Annotated in this window: 25 protein-coding genes and 1 tRNA gene; 5 read left to right on the forward strand and 21 right to left on the reverse strand. The window is 38.2% G+C overall.

The window, feature by feature from the left end; translation table 11 throughout:
- Positions 1-51: 51 nt before the first annotated feature.
- From NON16_RS10950 to NON16_RS11035, 18 genes are all read right to left on the reverse strand, one after another.
- Complete coding sequence (locus NON16_RS10950; protein ID WP_257349055.1) at positions 52-1,896, reverse strand: phage tail spike protein; 1,845 nt, start codon at positions 1,894-1,896, stop codon at positions 52-54.
- Positions 1,897-2,176: 280 nt separating this feature from the next.
- Positions 2,177-2,359, reverse strand: coding sequence for a hypothetical protein (locus NON16_RS10955; RefSeq protein WP_257349056.1), 183 nt, complete (start codon positions 2,357-2,359; stop codon positions 2,177-2,179).
- Between the two features lie 4 nt (positions 2,360-2,363).
- Positions 2,364-2,564 carry a hypothetical protein gene (locus NON16_RS10960; RefSeq protein WP_257349057.1) on the reverse strand — a complete coding sequence of 67 codons (201 nt, stop codon included), beginning with the start codon at positions 2,562-2,564 and terminating at the stop codon, positions 2,364-2,366.
- Positions 2,561-2,782, reverse strand: a complete 222-nt coding sequence (locus NON16_RS10965; protein WP_257349058.1) for a hypothetical protein — start codon at positions 2,780-2,782, stop codon at positions 2,561-2,563. Before NON16_RS10965 ends, NON16_RS10960 begins: the two co-directional genes overlap by 4 nt.
- Positions 2,779-2,952, reverse strand: coding sequence for a hypothetical protein (locus tag NON16_RS10970; RefSeq protein WP_257349059.1), 174 nt, complete (start codon positions 2,950-2,952; stop codon positions 2,779-2,781). Before NON16_RS10970 ends, NON16_RS10965 begins: the two co-directional genes overlap by 4 nt.
- Entirely contained in the window at positions 2,949-3,335 is a 387-nt protein-coding gene (locus NON16_RS10975; RefSeq protein WP_257349060.1) for a hypothetical protein, read from the reverse strand. Before NON16_RS10975 ends, NON16_RS10970 begins: the two co-directional genes overlap by 4 nt.
- A 32-nt stretch (positions 3,336-3,367) precedes the next feature.
- Positions 3,368-3,859 carry a hypothetical protein gene (locus NON16_RS10980; RefSeq protein ID WP_257349061.1) on the reverse strand — a complete coding sequence of 164 codons (492 nt, stop codon included), beginning with the start codon at positions 3,857-3,859 and terminating at the stop codon, positions 3,368-3,370.
- 54 nt (positions 3,860-3,913) lie between these two features.
- Positions 3,914-4,597: a hypothetical protein gene (locus tag NON16_RS10985; protein WP_257349062.1), complete on the reverse strand. Its 684-nt coding sequence runs from the start codon at positions 4,595-4,597 to the stop codon at positions 3,914-3,916.
- 14 nt (positions 4,598-4,611) lie between these two features.
- On the reverse strand, positions 4,612-4,830 hold the full coding sequence (locus tag NON16_RS10990) for a hypothetical protein (RefSeq protein WP_257349065.1): 219 nt from the start codon (positions 4,828-4,830) through the stop codon (positions 4,612-4,614).
- A gap of 33 nt (positions 4,831-4,863) precedes the next feature.
- A complete protein-coding gene (locus tag NON16_RS10995) occupies positions 4,864-5,091 on the reverse strand; it encodes a hypothetical protein (RefSeq protein ID WP_257349066.1) in 228 nt (75 codons plus the stop codon).
- Between the two features lie 12 nt (positions 5,092-5,103).
- Positions 5,104-5,340, reverse strand: a complete 237-nt coding sequence (locus NON16_RS11000) for a hypothetical protein (RefSeq protein WP_257349067.1) — start codon at positions 5,338-5,340, stop codon at positions 5,104-5,106.
- Between the two features lie 115 nt (positions 5,341-5,455).
- Positions 5,456-5,671: a hypothetical protein gene (locus tag NON16_RS11005; RefSeq protein ID WP_257349068.1), complete on the reverse strand. Its 216-nt coding sequence runs from the start codon at positions 5,669-5,671 to the stop codon at positions 5,456-5,458.
- Positions 5,672-6,090: 419 nt separating this feature from the next.
- On the reverse strand, positions 6,091-6,444 hold the full coding sequence (locus NON16_RS11010; RefSeq protein ID WP_257349069.1) for a hypothetical protein: 354 nt from the start codon (positions 6,442-6,444) through the stop codon (positions 6,091-6,093).
- Positions 6,445-6,482: 38 nt separating this feature from the next.
- Positions 6,483-7,976, reverse strand: a complete 1,494-nt coding sequence (locus tag NON16_RS11015) for a hypothetical protein (RefSeq protein ID WP_257349070.1) — start codon at positions 7,974-7,976, stop codon at positions 6,483-6,485.
- Positions 7,973-8,791, reverse strand: a complete 819-nt coding sequence (locus NON16_RS11020; RefSeq protein WP_257349071.1) for a bifunctional DNA primase/polymerase — start codon at positions 8,789-8,791, stop codon at positions 7,973-7,975. The genes NON16_RS11015 and NON16_RS11020 overlap by 4 nt, the downstream gene beginning before the upstream one ends.
- On the reverse strand, positions 8,792-9,019 hold the full coding sequence (locus NON16_RS11025; protein ID WP_257349072.1) for a helix-turn-helix domain-containing protein: 228 nt from the start codon (positions 9,017-9,019) through the stop codon (positions 8,792-8,794).
- A gap of 12 nt (positions 9,020-9,031) precedes the next feature.
- Positions 9,032-9,316 carry a helix-turn-helix domain-containing protein gene (locus tag NON16_RS11030; RefSeq protein ID WP_257349073.1) on the reverse strand — a complete coding sequence of 95 codons (285 nt, stop codon included), beginning with the start codon at positions 9,314-9,316 and terminating at the stop codon, positions 9,032-9,034.
- Entirely contained in the window at positions 9,316-9,492 is a 177-nt protein-coding gene (locus NON16_RS11035; protein ID WP_257349074.1) for a hypothetical protein, read from the reverse strand. The genes NON16_RS11030 and NON16_RS11035 overlap by 1 nt, the downstream gene beginning before the upstream one ends.
- A gap of 451 nt (positions 9,493-9,943) precedes the next feature.
- Here NON16_RS11035 and NON16_RS11040 point away from each other — a divergent pair, with 451 nt between their 5' ends.
- A complete protein-coding gene (locus tag NON16_RS11040) occupies positions 9,944-10,390 on the forward strand; it encodes a helix-turn-helix domain-containing protein (RefSeq protein ID WP_257349075.1) in 447 nt (148 codons plus the stop codon).
- Positions 10,391-10,402: 12 nt separating this feature from the next.
- Positions 10,403-11,575, forward strand: a complete 1,173-nt coding sequence (locus tag NON16_RS11045) for a tyrosine-type recombinase/integrase (protein WP_257349076.1) — start codon at positions 10,403-10,405, stop codon at positions 11,573-11,575.
- 336 nt (positions 11,576-11,911) lie between these two features.
- Here the strand turns inward: NON16_RS11045 and NON16_RS11050 are convergent.
- Positions 11,912-11,987, reverse strand: a tRNA-Val gene (locus NON16_RS11050).
- A gap of 169 nt (positions 11,988-12,156) precedes the next feature.
- A complete protein-coding gene (locus NON16_RS11055; protein WP_257349077.1) occupies positions 12,157-12,711 on the reverse strand; it encodes a phosphatidylglycerophosphatase A family protein in 555 nt (184 codons plus the stop codon).
- Positions 12,712-12,831: 120 nt separating this feature from the next.
- Here NON16_RS11055 and NON16_RS11060 point away from each other — a divergent pair, with 120 nt between their 5' ends.
- From NON16_RS11060 to NON16_RS11070, 3 genes are all read left to right on the forward strand, one after another.
- Positions 12,832-13,557 (forward strand): alpha/beta hydrolase, encoded by a 726-nt coding sequence (locus tag NON16_RS11060; RefSeq protein ID WP_257349078.1) that lies wholly within the window; start codon positions 12,832-12,834, stop codon positions 13,555-13,557.
- Positions 13,558-13,683: 126 nt separating this feature from the next.
- On the forward strand, positions 13,684-14,202 hold the full coding sequence (locus NON16_RS11065; RefSeq protein WP_257349079.1) for a YjcG family protein: 519 nt from the start codon (positions 13,684-13,686) through the stop codon (positions 14,200-14,202).
- A gap of 238 nt (positions 14,203-14,440) precedes the next feature.
- Positions 14,441-15,139, forward strand: a complete 699-nt coding sequence (locus NON16_RS11070) for a DUF421 domain-containing protein (protein ID WP_257349080.1) — start codon at positions 14,441-14,443, stop codon at positions 15,137-15,139.
- On the opposite strand, the gene NON16_RS11075 is transcribed toward NON16_RS11070, so the two are convergent.
- Entirely contained in the window at positions 15,112-16,017 is a 906-nt protein-coding gene (locus NON16_RS11075; RefSeq protein ID WP_257349081.1) for an MBL fold metallo-hydrolase, read from the reverse strand. The genes NON16_RS11070 and NON16_RS11075 overlap by 28 nt on opposite strands.
- Positions 16,018-16,075 lie beyond the last annotated feature (58 nt).

A 16,075-nucleotide genomic window follows, 5' to 3' on the forward strand; every position in this document is an offset into this window, starting at 1 on the left:
TCTCTAAATTGAGTATATCTGTCTTTACGAAGTTCTACAAGATAAGTTTCATTAATATATCCCACCGATATACGACTGCACGAAATAACGCCCGATAACATTGGCATTGATACGTGCAAGACTCGATGGTGTTAGTGTAACTTCTACCCATCTTCCACGACTGATCCGTCCTGATGAATCCTTATCTAAGAAAGGGATAATGTCTATGTCATCACCGTTTAATGAGTTTGTAGGTACTGTATTTCCATCTACTTTAACCGTTATATCAGTCGGTAAATTATTCAGGACTGTAATTTCATGTTTTACCCCATGGCTATGTGCAGGATTTTCGTGTGTATGGGTGGGCAGCTGATGGGTGTGGTCGATATTATGTGTGTGGTCTGGCATCGAATGACTATGTGAAGACACGGTTACGTTATGCGCATGGTTTAATTCGTCAACCACCTCTAAGGCATGTATATGATCCTCTACATAATCGTACGGCAATGGAATAGACGTATATAGGTAAAAGTTAGGCTTTTCAAAACTACTTGTTACTGTAGTCCCTCCACCGTTCGAAGATGTTCCACCACCACCGGATGCGCTTGTAGTTTTACTTGATGGTCCGGATGTTCCACCACCCCCAGCTGCACTCGTAGTGGATCCACCTGATACAGTAGTCCCTGAATAGGCTCTAAATCCTGTCGTTTCATAACTCAATTTCATTTCATTAATATTTACAATGTCTGATGGTAGCCAAAAACGAATGATTGCACCGTGGTTTTGGTCGCAGTTGTCATTGTAGTTTTGCGAATCAACCGACAAGCTACCCTGTGCATACTTCTTATTGGTATCTATATCCCTGTTGACCTCTCTTTGTTGTGTTGCTATATCATCCTGTATATGTCCTATATCTAATTGGAGATCCCATGGTTTACCGGTTACATCTGCTTTAGAACGTTTTACGATACGTTGTTTGACCGTCCCTATATCAGGGTCCACAATGCGTACTACGCTGCCCATTTCTAATTGTTCAAGTTCTTTATACTCTGGTAATATTTCAAGGTCAGCCACACTAACCGAATAGGATAACTTTGGTTCCTTGTATTCATCAAGTATAGCCTTAGCACTGTTGTATAAGGATTCTGCATTTTCATACCGCCTATCTACCCACGGATAAGAGATAATCCCGTATTTGGTAATGTACCTTCCTTCTGCTTCAATATAAGGTAAGCCTGTTGGATTGACTTCTGTAATCCCTAATTGATTCACTCCCTCACCCCGACCCCGCGGGTAGATACGTGTAATTAGATTGGATGGGTCCTCATCCTTTGTAATACCTCGCATGTTCTTGCCATATCGTATTTCCCCTTTAACTTCATCAGACGGTCTTAGAAGGTTTAAGGTGAATGGATAGGTAGACGTATCCCATGTCCACATATATTGTCCTGTGAATGGTTGTGTAACACTTAGTAAGGCACTTAGAAGGTTTTCAGACTCCCATTTGTAATGAAAATATCTCGTTATATCAACCTGTCCCAATTGCCAATGTTTTGTAGTCTGTTTATCCAGTATAAATTGTAATACTTCGTTAGTGGGAATATTAACGGTCTGGTTGTAGTCGAACATAATGTCATCCATCAATGTGCAAAGGACATGCTCGCAATAGAACCTAATGGTATTAGAACTATTGTTCTTTACCGTCTGGTTAGGCTTAATTTTGAACTTACCTATATACTTTTCACCATCCCATAGGTCAATAAAATACAGTGGTTGGCATTCATTAACCTTCGGATCGTCCAATGGTAACGTGAATTCACAACTCCATAATTCATTCATAGTTTGGTCGTAACCAATTTTAAAAGCATTTTCTAATATGGCCACTCTTTGCATTTGTAAGTTAGATACTTCTATCATGTTTTCCCTCCGATTGTGATAAAATGATTAATGTATGAAACCTGAATATTTATTCAAATTAAAATGATTGTTTTCAAACAGAAAAAGACACCCTAATAGGATGCCTTGAACGTTTATACACAAAGGGTTACAACGTGTTTCCTATACTTTAGTTAACATAATGAAGGTTATAGTAACCCCCTTGATATCACTGGTTTAACAAGTGTTTATCCCTTAAAATCCTGTATGCATAAAATATACACCGCACTTTTTGCATAGAATCCTGCATAAAATCGGTGTATCAAAGCAACACAGAAACATATTTTACTTCGATTGAATCTAAATACTTTTTGTATTCTTCCATCGTTTTAAATTCATCCTCTTGACGTATTTCTCGCCCTTTAGGGATGATAACTATCAGATGTTCTTCATTAGGCTTGACTGACATTTCCAACTTTTTAATACGACTAGATAGTGCAGACAAACCCTCACCGCCTTTTTATTAATGGTAGATGCAGAAAGCCTACTCCGATTGATGTAAGATGTTCCTTGTATTCCTCAATAGATTCATCATCGTTACGATCTCTTATACTTACATCGCCATAATCATCAATTAGAAGTAATCCCTCTCCATCGTCAGTAGTCATTACCGACAGTTCCAGTTTCTTAATTCTAGTGGACAGGTTCATACTGTCACCTCGTCATCATCTGGAATATTATCTATAATAATGACTGTATCCTTATTGATCCGGTTCTTATATTGTTCCATTTCTTTTTCAGACGGTACGACCAATAAAATACCATCCTCTACCCTTATAAGCTCATTCTCCCTAATGATAACTACTGGGAAGGCATTAGACACGTTGACTTGTTGCTCCATCTTCTCTAAACGTTTTAATAGTCTCATTCTTCATCATCCCCTACCGCCAACACTGCTTGCACCCAATCATCGACAATCTTGTTTTCATTGACCTTTATATCCTTCTCGCCTTCCCATAAAGGAAGAAGCTCACTCATCCATACATAAGCCCCTCCTGTGGTCTGTTCTAGCCTTTTAATGCGGTTCAATAGGTTCATGCGCTATTTTCCTTCAACGACTCTTCTAAGGCTTCCACACGTTCCTGCAGCTCGTCGAGTTCATATGCTTTATATGCAAACTCTAGCACCGTCTTAGCTGCGGTTACACGTGCCATAGCTGCTGCCTTTGGGTTACTCATAACATCGTTCAAGGTATTTACTGCCAATGTAGAGGATTGCTGTAGTCTTGCAGTAGCCTGTTCCACCGCTTGACGTTTAGCGTTCTTGTACATATCTTGAAAACCTTCTAACTGTAACCATCTATACAAGGTCGCTTCATTTACTTGAACCTTTTCGGCAGCTTGTTTAATTGTCGGTTCTGTTAATAATGCCATGACTGCAATTTCTTGTTTCCTGCTCAATTTCCCCTCTAATTCTCGCATTAACTCGCACCCACTTTCATTTTGTAAGTAACTTATCCCACTTGTGCTAATATCTTTTTCCCTGACTTGGTATGTTTCCGTCCGCTTTTAATAATCATTTCTGCTTTACGTTGCAACTCTGCTTGCTTATGCTTTTCTACTTTAATCCCTGTAAGGAATTCATAAAGCTTAATATATACCTGGTCTAATTCTTCACTTGGTCGGTGGTCTTCTATTATCGTCTGTTCATGGTCTGATAAGGATTGAAGTCCTTCTCTAATTTGTCCAGCATTTTCCTTTACGTGATTGTAATGAGTATCAAAGGCAGTCCTGATTTCATCATGTTCAATAACGACTTTTTCTACATTCGAATTATTGAACCGCATTAACCCAGTATGTGGACAAATATAAGCGCTGGTTGGTCGGTAGCAGTCTTCTTCTAATTCTTTTTCGAGTTCTTCACGTTCACGATCCAAACTATTTAAGGCAAGTAAACTCTTAAGTTTTTTCCTAACCTCATACTTCATGAAATCTATATCCTCCATCAGTACCCCCTTAAAGGAAACACCCTCCCCTGTTAAGGTTCATCGGGCATTGTTTTATAAATTGAACCGTTCTAAGTTAACGCTCCGTTCCGCCGATTGCTTGTCCGGAATAGTGTTGACTGCCTTATCCAGTTCACCTTTGACAGTTTCTAATGTGGTGAAACTATCCTCTCCCACAATGAAGCTTGATCCCATTGAGAAGTATATGTTTGTTTCTTCTTGGAGTCGGTCATGTTCTTTCTGATCATCCGGACTCATACCTTCGAGGTTGTTTTTGATGATGTGCTGCTTAACTTTAGCATCAGAGTTTTGACCTGAAACATCGTTTTTATCTAATCCTCTGCTTTTCAGTTCCATTCGTAAGAGGTTTAATTCCAGAAGGTCTGTCGAGTCCAATTCATCGACCATTCGTTTTAGTTCGAAATCATTCGCCAACCTGAACCGCATTTCAAGCTCCTTTGCTTCATCTTTTCGCTCCACATAGCCGATTTTATTGGTTTTGCTCTTGATCTCTTTCATTCGTTCTGCTCTCTCGTTGCAACGTTTATCTTTATGACCTGACATAAAGTTTTGTAATTGACTGTGCAGGTGTTTAGATACTTCTCTGAGGTGTTCTTTGCTGTATGTTCCTTGTCTGGCCATTTCTTCAAGTAACCATTTTTTCTTGTTAAACTCACCCATAAAGCTCTGATATTCTTTATCCTGTCCATATACTTCATATACGCTTAGTTTACTCATGTATTAAATCCCCCTTACGCCTTTGGTAACATATTGTAGTTTTCTGGATAAAACTCTGTACCATTGTAATAAATTTCTGCATCTGTAATAGTCGGATCCAACTCCTGAAGCTTTTCTAATACACGATCTAATGTTGTTGAAGTACGATTGAATTTCCCGCCTATTCCACGAGCATGATCACGATTTGCCACCAAAAATTGTTTCAATTCTGTCAAAATTTGTTCTGCTGTCATTTAAAATTCCTCCTATTTTTAAATTGATTAAGATTAATTACATAAATAAAGTTTCTTGGTTTGACCTTTGAAAAAAGGATGAATCTTCTTATTGCCTTCTAAAGAACCGGCGATTATATAACCTCTTTTATTTAAAACATAAACAGCATTGATAATTTGGATATAATCTAATCCGGTTTGTTTGGTAACTTCATCAACGTCCACACCGTCAGAATAGCCCTGCAAAACATCCAATACTTTCTTCTGTTTTTCAGATAACAAAGACTACACCCTTTATTTTTGAATTAGTGTTTCATAGTTTTTGTCATACGGACTTAGAAATAATCGTTCTATCCAGTCAGACACCCCTATACCTCGTATCCCATAGCCTTTACTAATAAGTGATCTTGACGTTTTAATGATTTCTTGATAGTTAAGTCCTGTTTCCCTTTCCAACTCTCTTACCTTCTTACCTCCACCATGTGAAGTGATAAGGTCTAAGAGTGTTTGCTCTTGCTCAGTAAGTATCATTGCTCACCCCCCTTTAGTAACACCTGTTGTAAACTTCTTAGCTTGATAACTTGTACATCCGTCAGATGGTCCCTAACCTTAATACATGTCTTGTAGTGTCTATTTTTTCGTTTCCTCACACTTCCACCGCCCTGATATCGAGGATCAGCTGTAGTCTTTCCACTTGATGGCTATAGAATCGAATCTTTTTAATGTGCAGACCTTTTTCTTTCAACGCATCGACCAGGTTCATAATTTGCTTGTTGGTCAGGTTTAGTTTGGTTCTGACTTCATACATGGAGATTCCGGAGAACCTTGTTTTATAAAGTAAGTTGTATAGTTCCTTTTCCATTATCCTTTCACCTCCTTATTAGACTCTCTCTGACGTTGTTTCCTGCTCCTTAAGATGTATTTGCCCCGCTTAAGTGATTCCTGCCATATGTCCAAGTCATGCCGTAGTAACTGTTGTATTTCGCCTTTGGTTAGAAACAATGTACATTTAGGTAATTTGATTTCAATTAGATCATCTTTCAATAGATTTTCACCCTCCCTATTTATGCAATAATTCATCACGTTAAAGTATCATAGATTGCTGAAAAACCTTGATAAATCAACGATGTATAAAATCCTGCATATTCTATAAAATGGTCTTATTCACTGAGTCTTGAATCCCTTGTGCCCCTTATAACTTACTTTTAGTTAGTTTACATAAATCAGTTTATAACGACCAATTCTGTATATAATATACATTTTGTTGTATAAGACAGGGGCTTAATTTCCCCGTTTTCTCTCCATAAATTCAAAATAACTTTTCGCCTTTTCGATTACCTCGTCAAATGTACCAGTAGCTATACTCTTAGTAGATATCCTTTGTCCTTTTTGGTAGGATTCCCGCCACGCTTCCCACTTGTCGCCAATCTGTTCTATATAGACATTACTTCGATGGTTCAATGATTTAGTGTAAAGCTTTCCAGATAGACCGATTAGAAACCCGTTCAACTTGGCTGAATTGTCTCTTGTCATCGTTTCAATGATATTCTGCTTATTTTCCTTAACTTTCTGGAGAAGGGAAGGAGGAAGGCTTTTCCCCCGCTTGATACGTAGCTGTTCACCTTCCGTTACCAATTCCGCTCCCGCTTGTTCAACTGATTCAATTAACGCTTCTATAAGATCACGTCCTCATCAATTTCTGGTTTGTCATCACGTTTCAATTTAAGCATCCGCTTATTTTTCTCAGTTCCTAAGTCAATGTAATGTATCCCTTGTGATCGTAACCCTGGTGCAATTCGTGTCAATCTTCCTCGTATTGATCGTGAAGTCGGCCAAGCTCGGTCCCTTCTGTCTTCCACATATTCTGATAAAGCTTCATAAGCTGCAGTAGGTGTGCCTGTCCATTCTGCTCTGTTTTCCATAAATTCAAGTACCGCTACTGCTAATGGGTCAGTTTCTAGCGATTGCTCAACGCCCCTACTACGATTCCGCTTGTAAATATCCATAAACTCATCAGGATACCATCCGAGAGCCTTTTCACACGCTGTTACCCATAATGCGAAATCTGCCATTCGTGGTTTATGCTCTAATTCTACGTTGTCAATGTTTCCAAGCGCTGAACTAATCACATCAAGGAAAGCACCTATTATATATGGTCGTTCTTCTTCGAATTTCTTCCAGAATGTTTGTTCATCTGTTCGTTTTTCTTCTGGAATAGCTGGTAGGTTTAACATAATTGAACGGTCTAGCAAATCCGGTCTTTTTCCTACATCAGAAATACCATTCAATATACTTGGCTTCATAACCGTAATGACTGTTTCCTCGTCATCGGAATATAGTTCACGCTTAGCTACAGACCCGCCTAAAGCGATTTTACAGAACGTATCACTTATAGCGTTTGATAATGACGAAATGTTGTCATACGCTCCTATATGAGCCTTACTTGCTGCTATGGCTAGTTCTTCTTCGGTCTTTGGTAAATTCCGCAAGGGCATCGTTTCAGATGGATCAATTAATGACCTTGTGACCTTCGTAGTTGTCGATTTACTTGAACCTTGCTCGCCTTGGACTACTAAAATCGGATAAGGTGAATTGGGTCTCATTGCACCCAACACCCACGCTACAACCATTTTGAAATCATCTTCATGCTGATAGTTGATGAATTTCTTTAATTGGTCGATAGTGCCACCCTTCTTTGGTACAGGTAACACTCCCATCGAGTTGGTACGTTTGAAGTAAACAGGCGGATCGAGTCTAATTCCCCATCCGTCTTCAGCAATTTCTATTGAAGTGTGTAATTCGTTTCCTAAGTCAATGTAGATACATCCTTCATGTTCGGCAATTCGTGAATGGACCTCGTGTTTTTCACCTTTGAACAATGCTGCACCTTCCATCATCGAAAGAGCATCTTCTACAGCTTGGGACCCTGCCACCTTGCCGAAGTCCTCATAGAATTTCATCTGTAGCCACCGTTTGAATTTTTTCTTACGTAAAGGCATTGCTACCTCATGACCATCTATCATAATAACCGCATAGGCTTTCTCATCCGGAGTATGGAAAAATTCCACATCCGAAGCCATTTCTACTAATATTTGTGACTGTGTTTTCTTTTCTCCGCTCGTATCCTCATTGGCTAGTGCATCAACATTTTGTAATTCTTCACTCATGCTCGTCCTCCGTTACGTCTTCTTAACTCTTTACCAGCTATGCTATTTATAACTTTGTTTAATTCTTCTTTAGATAAAGGGGATTCATTTTTGAATTGGTTCCACATGTGCAGAACCTCAAGCACTATATGAGGATCTACGTATCTTCTAAATAAATGACCTGCTAACTGTGAAGCTGTGTGGTTCCGTTCCCCTTCTTTGGATCCGTTCATGACATTCGCCCAATAACTTGTAGGCTTTTTCTTCCTCTGGCTTGGCTCATCTTTTAACATTTGAATTAAGTAACCAGGCATTTCTGCGATTGGTACTTCTAAAGGTCTTGATGATAATTCGAAGGTATATTCCTTCCCGTTCGGATGGACACTTGGTGGCAATACCACGTATTTACCGTTTCCCTGTACGTCCAAACCTTCATATTCGTATAATTTAGATTTACTGATTCGATCGTCCCACTTGAACCAAAAATGCTGACCCCCTCCAGGAGTTAAACAAGTGACTGTATCGGGAAGTTTTTCGTAATCATCTTCCAATCGGTGAAGTGATTCACTTCCTCCGTTTCGAGGATCTTCGTCCAACACGACTATCCCGCTTACTGCCCCGCAAGGCATCCCGATATTGGCATCGGGTGTAGCATTCCACCACTCTTTTATCTGCTCAATATCGGTTGTCGCATTTTTGAACCCTCCATCATGTATAGGTTTTTTAGTCCTTGGACATAATGGAAATACAGGTAAATTTAATTTCTGCGCAAAAGCAAGAGCAGCTAAATAGTTCTTGTGACTTTTCTTAGAATCTGTTATACTTACTGTAGACATTTAAAGAACCGCCCCATTCCCAACGCCTCCGCTATAAGGCGTTTTTTGTTTTGTGCTTTCTTCCTCTAATTCATCCATCCAGTGATCCAATGAATGTTTTTTCAGCAGAATACGTCTGCCAATTCGAATGTGTCTTAGTCGTTTTTCCCTTATTTCTTTCCTTAACAAATCTTCGGACACTCCAATGTATTCAGCAGATTCCGCTACAGATAATGTTGTACGCTCCAATATTACATCCCCCTAACGATAACGATTTAATGTTCTTTGCATTTCTCCTGTTAGATTCCAGTTATCTAACCACATTTTATATGCCTTCTCAATCAATCTACTATCAGATACGGGATCTCCGTTTTCGAATCTTTTGAGTCTTCCTGGTGATATTCCAAGTTCATTTGCAACGAATGACATAGGTAAGCCTTTTTCTTCCCGTGCTTCTTTGAACGGTAGACCTCTTTGATACCATTCTTTCTGATTCTCTATAATAAAAGCGGCTTTCTTTTTAAGTGCTTCTTCATATGTGTGCATTATTTGTCCCCCTTTAGTTGATCTACAATAGAAAAGATTTTTTCCTTCTTATCTATAGGAAGTTCTTTGCGTAACAAGCGACTAAAATTTCCTTCATGTAAGCCATAGACCTCACTTACTTGCCATTGTTTCAATCCAGCTTCTTGGATCGCTTTTCTAACATCTTGGTTATTCACTTTTTAACCTCTCCTTTTAATTCGATAAGGGATATGTCCCTTTGAAAATCTCTTTTCCTACGAGTATTTCTTGTTGTTGTTATAGCTTACATAATACGGAACACAACAACAGTGTTCATATTAAGGGTATTGTTAATATGTGGATAAACCCATCAGTAACCCGCTTGACTGTAAGAGAATTGATTGTGGATAAACGTGGATAGTCCCGCTAGTTTCTTATACCCTTTTATTCCTGTCCCTGGAAGGCTACCAGACGTTTTTTAAGTTTTAGTCTTGTTATTCCGTAACCACGACTTTCGATATTTAGTTTTTTGATGGTGTTGTTTTTATTACCTAATTTCATATTAATCGAAGTGCGTCCAAAAGTCAACACATAAATAAAAATGTTTACATTTGGACTCATTGTGGGTATACTTGTTAACAACAACACTTTTAAAAGGTCGTGATATTTATGAGTTTTGGTGATGAATTAAAGAAAATGAGGGAACAAAAAGGCTTATCTATGAGGGAATTGAGTAGACGATCCGGTATTTCCTCTTCTTTTTTATCTAAATTAGAAAGCGGTAAACGTTCAACCCCAAAACATGAAACAGTTTTAAAATTGTCTGATGGCTTAGGCATTTCTTCTGTTGAATTGTTGGAAGTTGCCGGTTATTTAAACGATATGGATGATGTTTTAAAAGAAATGAAGGAAGAACACGAGCGAAAAATAGAAATTCACAGACAATTAGTAGAACAAGGTTTTACAACTTCAAAGAATCCTACCCTTGTCTATGCAATTGAGGACATTTTCACAGATGAAATGCTTCTGGATTATAAAGGTCAATACTTAACCAATGAAGAAAAGAAGGAAATTCTAACATTCATTGATTACCTTTACGAGAAGAAAAACAGATAAGGAGGGGTAAACTTGGCTGGAAGCATAGAAAAGCGTGGCTCTAATTCGTGGAGACTTACCTATAGTATGGGATACGATCAGAACGGAAAACGGATCAAGAAGCAAAAGACCATTAAAGCGAAGAATAAAACAGAAGCGAATAAAAAACTAGCGGAATTTGTTACTGAAATTGAAGCCGGACAATATATTGATCCATCTAAAATAAAATTAGCTGACTTTGTGGAGGAATGGCGTGAAAAGTACGCTAAAAAACATTTGTCCGCTAAAACTCTAGAAACATATGGTTATCCATTAAAGAATTATATCCTTCCTACATTCGGTCATGCTCGTATAGGTGACGTGAAACCAATTCACATCATTAACTATCTGGATAGCTTAGAACAGGACGGAATAAGGAAAGACAATAAGCCTGGTGGATTATCTTCATCCAGTATCTACTACCATTACAGAGTGCTTAGAGATATATTCAGTCGTGCATATGATTGGAAGTTAATTAAATCCAATCCAGTAGAAAGCGTGAAACGTCCAAAGGTTACACAAAACAAAACAGAAGTGTATACAGATGATGAAGTACGTGAAGTGTTTGAGAAGCTACAGAATGAGCCTATAAGCAATCGTATAATGATTACCCTTGCCATAACTGCCGGACTGCGTAGAGGGGAACTGCTGGGCTTACAATGGGAAGATATTAATTTCGAGGATAGAACTATACAAGTTAATCATTCGCTTCAATATACCAAAGAAGATGGATACAAATTGAAGAAACCTAAAAATAACAAGGTTCGTGTAGTTATTCCCCCTAATTTTGTCCTGGAGGAATTGAGACAGTTTCACCACATGAAAAAGAAGGAACGGTTGCAAGCTGCGGAATTATGGGAAGGTGGATCATATTTCTTTGTATTCTCTACTTGGCACGGTAAGCCATATTATCCAACTGTACCGGGTACGTGGTGGAGAAGGTTTATCAATCGAACTGGATTAAAGTATATCCGCTTCCATGATTTAAGACATACGGCTGCCACTTTATTAATTAACCAAGGTGTACATGCTAAAGTGATTTCGGAAAGGTTAGGACATGCGGACATTAAAACAACCATGAATATATATGGTCACTATGTACGACAAGCTGACGAGGAAGCAGCGGACAAATTAAATCAATTGTTCCGACCATCTCAACAAGGATGACTCATATTGAGTCGTCTTTTTTTTGAAAATACGATAAAAATACGATAAATACGATATTAAATACGATGTTTAAAATTATCGTATTGGTTTAAAGCCTGTCATATCAAGGGAAAATACGATAATACGATAAATACGATGTTTGCGGGACCTCCTCTATCTAAAACGATTAAAGCCTAACTTACATCTAATTCCATTTAGTCCCCAAAAATGACTATAAATTTTTCTATGTCCCCAATTCGTCCCCAATTTGCCTGTACTACTCATTTTATGTAAAACTGTACTAATTTTAGACATAAGAAAAACCCTTATGTATCAAGGGCTTTGGATTATCTGTTATGGTGACCCGTATTGGGTTCGAACCAATGACCTCTACCCTGTCAAGGTAGCGCTCTCCCAGCTGAGCTAACGGATCAGGTATTATTAAGACTTGATTTCCTTATACGGACAATTAATACTATACGAATCTTTCAACTTAATGTCAATACATTTTTTATTAATAGTTATTGAGATGACCGGTAAACCATTTCGCTATTTATCGTTGAAGAACTTATTTACGGGCCATCTCCTCATTCGTTAATTTACTAGCCGATTTTTTCTTCCTCATCACGTTTCCTAATTTCTTCTTCCTTTAAATTTTCCTCCCGATCACGAATACGATGCGCAAGTCTACTTGATGCATTCGCTGCTAAACTTGCTACAAGATCATCTAAGAATGTGTGTACACCATTTCCATGCTTTGTATCAAGCTTTTCAATGATTCCGACTTTCTGTTTATCGAGATGTCCGAATGTCGTAATCGCAATACTTCCATATCCTAACACTGCGCCCATTGCAATCGTTTCATCAACACCAAATAAGCCTTCATCCGATTCTACGATTGCTTGTAGCGGTTCTGATAATTTCTTTTGTTCAGCTAGTTTATCTAGTTCAATACCAACGAGTAATGCATGCTGAATCTCTCTTTTTTCAAGAACAGCCTCAACACTCTCGATGCAATCTTGCATTTTCAACCCTGGAGCATAGGGAGCCTGCATTTGGTATACAATCTCTGCAACATCGATAATGTTAACTCCTCGCTCCTTTAATAGTTCCATCGTAGCTGCTTTTACTTCTTTACTATGGACTCGCTTTTTCATCGGACAGTCTCCTCTCTTGAAGCCAGTTCGCTTACTTATGACTATTATATCATTTATGTTAAAATCAATCTTAGATTACAATTGAAAGCATTATCGAAGAAATACCGGAGGCTGATTCTTATGAAACAAAAAGGTAGCATCGAAGAGAAAACAATTTATAGTGAGGTATTAGGTGAAGACATCCAACTCCTAGCATATTTGCCACCATCTTATACCCCACTTTTACGATATTCTGTCCTAATTGCTCAAGATGGTGACGATTATTTCAAGCTAGGTAGGATTGCCAGAACGACTGAGAAACTAAGTGATGACAACGAAATTGAAGAATTTATAATCATCGGAATTCCATATAAAAGCGTTCAAGACCGTCGCAAGAAATACCACCCGGAAGGAGAACAGAACGAGGAATATATTCGTTTTCTTATAAATGAACTTGTTCCATACATCGAAGCTGAGTATTCTACTCTAGAACTCTCTAATGCGCGCGGTTTAATCGGTGATTCCTTAGGAGCCACTGTTTCGTTAATGTCAGCCCTTTCCTATCCACGTACATTCGGAAAAGTCATTTTACAGTCCCCTTTTGTGAATGAAAAAGTGTTAAATGAAGTAAAATCGTTCCAAAATCCGACTCTATTATCGATTTACCATATTGCAGGTGTAGGAGAGACCGCGGTTGAAACAACTAATGGAGAAGTGAAAAATTTCATTGAACCGAACCGTAAGTTAAACCAAGAGTTATCGAACAGAACCTTTAACTATTACTACGAGGAATTTGATGGCAACCACACCTGGAAGTATTGGCAGCCAGACATTCCAAACGCATTAAAATGGATGTTTCCACGGTAAATATCAGACTTAAGTTCGATTGCGAAATAGACGGTCTTTAAGATAAAGTAGGAAATAGTAAGAAAATTTGCTATAATGGAATTTGTGTACACTTTAATCTACCTATTGATTTTGAGGAGGGAAACTATGAAGTACGGCATTGTAATTTTTCCATCAAAAAAACTACAAGATACTGTTAACACATATCGTAAACGTTATGACCCTCATTATGCTTTAATCGCTCCTCACGTGACTTTAAAAGCTCCATTTGAAGTCGATGACGAAGACGAATTAAAGGCTCTAGCGAGACGAATTCATGAAATTTCGGATAATATTCAACCGTTTAACATTCAAGTTTATAAGGTAGGATCATTCCACCCAGTAAACAACGTCATTTATTTTCGGATAAAAGATGATGAGAAATTAACAGAACTTCACGAGAAGCTACATGAGAATAACTTATACAGTGAGCGTTCATATAACTTTGTTCCTCATCTCACATTAGCTCAAAAGCTTTCAGATGAAGAACACCATGACGTTTTAGAATCATTGAAGATGATGGAAGTCGATCATACCGAAGCAGTGGATCGATTCCAACTTCTCTATCAACTGGAAAATGGTACTTGGACAGTTTTTGAAACGTTCCATCTTGGTAAAGTAAGGTAAAGTAAGCTTGGCCCAGCCAAGCTTTGCGCAGGCTAGCACTAGCTGCACTTATACTTAGGACTTAAACTTTTCCTCAACGTCGATTTACTTCCAGCTGAAAAGTTATACTTTCTTAACGTGTAATCAAAAAAACAGATCATAATTTACGGGATTGACTCTATTGTCAGTCCCGTTTTAATGTTTAAATTAAGCTGCTCTCGACCAAACTATGACCAGAATAATCATCGGGGGGTTGGCTTTGGACCTTTTAGAATTATCGATCGAGCTTATCATTGGTTTTATTGGCTTATTTATCGTCACCCGTTTACTGGGAAAGACACAAATCTCACAAATTACACCGTTTGATTTTATTTCCTCACTTATTTTAGGTGAGTTATTGGGGAATGCCATTTATGATGATAAGGTCAGTATATTTTCTATTCTTTATGCCCTTGTACTTTGGGGAATAATGATTTATGCAATCGAATTGTGGACTCAGAAAAAAATGGGTGCCCGTGGTTTATTAGAAGGACAGCCCGTAATTGTTATTCACAAAGGAAAAATTTTATACCAACCCTTGAAAAAGAGTAAGTTAGACCTTAATCAACTTCAGGGGTTAATCCGACAAAAAGGCTTTTTTTCACTTTATGATGTTGAATATGCCATTTTAGAAACGAATGGAACTGTAAGCGTTCTTCCTAAATCCCAAAATGATATCGTAAATCGTGAAGATCTAAACTTGCCTGTAAAACAACAATCCTTGCCAATAACCCTTATCATTGATCGAGAGATTGTTCATGATAATTTGATTGAACTTGGAAAAGATGTGAAATGGCTTAAATACCAGCTTCAACAGCAAAATATTGGTGATTATTCTATCGTATTACATGCTGAATGGCGGATTGCAGAAGAAAGATTATTGGTAACCCGTCACGCTTCTGCAATCGGGGTAAAGTAAAGGGAAAAGTCTCTTATTTCAACGTTGATTCTTTTATCTTCGATTCCTTTTAGTAAATATGAGTTGATTGCAGTACGGTAGAGTGCCCATACGGAAACCGATTGAAGCTTTACCTCCCACCTTCTGCACATCTCGCTCATAAAAGTTTCGAAGCTACAACCGCTCTCATACATCGAAAGAATCTCATACATACTTTCGATAATTGCTACATGGTGGTCATAATTTGTGATCAGTGTTTGATCTGGATTTTCTTCATATATTCCATGTCCAGGAATACTGCCATCGACGTCCATCGAAAGCAATTTCTCGAGTGTAGCCAGTGTTGCATCTGCATCAATGATATAAGGAATACGATGCTTGTTTAGTTGTTCCGCAGAAAAATAACTATCAGCTGCATACAGGATTCGTTTCACTTTTACACCTAATTGATTGATACTATGGCCTGGGAGTGGTATAAGCTCTAAATTGAACTGACCTAATTCAATAACCCCTTCTGTGACCACTAGATCTACACGAACGGGAGGTGCCTCTAGGAATTTATTGCGCATTTCATCAAGTGGTCTATTTCCTTGTGATAAATAGATCGGTTCAAGAATCGGATTTTGCAGGATTGATTCTTCAACAGCAGGAGCTATTGTATATACCCTTTTTGAAGCTTGCAGGTAATTGGCTCCGCCATAGTGATCGGCGTGAGCGTGCGTAATAAAAAGATGGGTAATCGGCAATGACAGTTCTTCAAGTTTTCGGATGATTTTCTTCATGACTTGCTTGTCAATTCCGGTATCTATAAGTAAACCGTGCTCACCTTCATTTACATAACCGACGTTTACAGGACCGTTAAAATAATAGCATGAATGGTTTATTTGAATAAATTCCATTTTCACATCGCACCATTTCTATTAAAAAATAGGAAATGAGCGGATCGACCCTACTCAT

The organism is Pseudalkalibacillus decolorationis (assembly GCF_024609785.1).
Taxonomy (GTDB): Bacteria; Bacillota; Bacilli; order Bacillales; family Fictibacillaceae; genus Pseudalkalibacillus; species Pseudalkalibacillus decolorationis.

What these genes read in the sequence shown, in the direction of transcription:
- NON16_RS10950 (WP_257349055.1), bottom strand. Translation starts at nt 1,896, where the DNA reads ATGATAGAAGTATCTAACTTACAAATGCAAAGAGTGGCCATATTAGAA.
- NON16_RS10960 (WP_257349057.1), bottom strand. Translation starts at nt 2,564, where the DNA reads ATGAACCTGTCCACTAGAATTAAGAAACTGGAACTGTCGGTAATGACT.
- NON16_RS10965 (WP_257349058.1), bottom strand. Translation starts at nt 2,782, where the DNA reads ATGAGACTATTAAAACGTTTAGAGAAGATGGAGCAACAAGTCAACGTG.
- NON16_RS10970 (WP_257349059.1), bottom strand. Translation starts at nt 2,952, where the DNA reads ATGAACCTATTGAACCGCATTAAAAGGCTAGAACAGACCACAGGAGGG.
- NON16_RS10975 (WP_257349060.1), bottom strand. Translation starts at nt 3,335, where the DNA reads ATGCGAGAATTAGAGGGGAAATTGAGCAGGAAACAAGAAATTGCAGTC.
- NON16_RS10980 (WP_257349061.1), bottom strand. Translation starts at nt 3,859, where the DNA reads ATGGAGGATATAGATTTCATGAAGTATGAGGTTAGGAAAAAACTTAAG.
- NON16_RS10985 (WP_257349062.1), bottom strand. Translation starts at nt 4,597, where the DNA reads ATGAGTAAACTAAGCGTATATGAAGTATATGGACAGGATAAAGAATAT.
- NON16_RS10990 (WP_257349065.1), bottom strand. Translation starts at nt 4,830, where the DNA reads ATGACAGCAGAACAAATTTTGACAGAATTGAAACAATTTTTGGTGGCA.
- NON16_RS11000 (WP_257349067.1), bottom strand. Translation starts at nt 5,340, where the DNA reads ATGATACTTACTGAGCAAGAGCAAACACTCTTAGACCTTATCACTTCA.
- NON16_RS11005 (WP_257349068.1), bottom strand. Translation starts at nt 5,671, where the DNA reads ATGGAAAAGGAACTATACAACTTACTTTATAAAACAAGGTTCTCCGGA.
- NON16_RS11015 (WP_257349070.1), bottom strand. Translation starts at nt 7,976, where the DNA reads ATGAGTGAAGAATTACAAAATGTTGATGCACTAGCCAATGAGGATACG.
- NON16_RS11020 (WP_257349071.1), bottom strand. Translation starts at nt 8,791, where the DNA reads ATGTCTACAGTAAGTATAACAGATTCTAAGAAAAGTCACAAGAACTAT.
- NON16_RS11030 (WP_257349073.1), bottom strand. Translation starts at nt 9,316, where the DNA reads ATGCACACATATGAAGAAGCACTTAAAAAGAAAGCCGCTTTTATTATA.
- NON16_RS11040 (WP_257349075.1), top strand. Translation starts at nt 9,944, where the DNA reads ATGAGTTTTGGTGATGAATTAAAGAAAATGAGGGAACAAAAAGGCTTA.
- NON16_RS11055 (WP_257349077.1), bottom strand. Translation starts at nt 12,711, where the DNA reads ATGAAAAAGCGAGTCCATAGTAAAGAAGTAAAAGCAGCTACGATGGAA.
- NON16_RS11060 (WP_257349078.1), top strand. Translation starts at nt 12,832, where the DNA reads ATGAAACAAAAAGGTAGCATCGAAGAGAAAACAATTTATAGTGAGGTA.
- NON16_RS11065 (WP_257349079.1), top strand. Translation starts at nt 13,684, where the DNA reads ATGAAGTACGGCATTGTAATTTTTCCATCAAAAAAACTACAAGATACT.
- NON16_RS11075 (WP_257349081.1), bottom strand. Translation starts at nt 16,017, where the DNA reads ATGGAATTTATTCAAATAAACCATTCATGCTATTATTTTAACGGTCCT.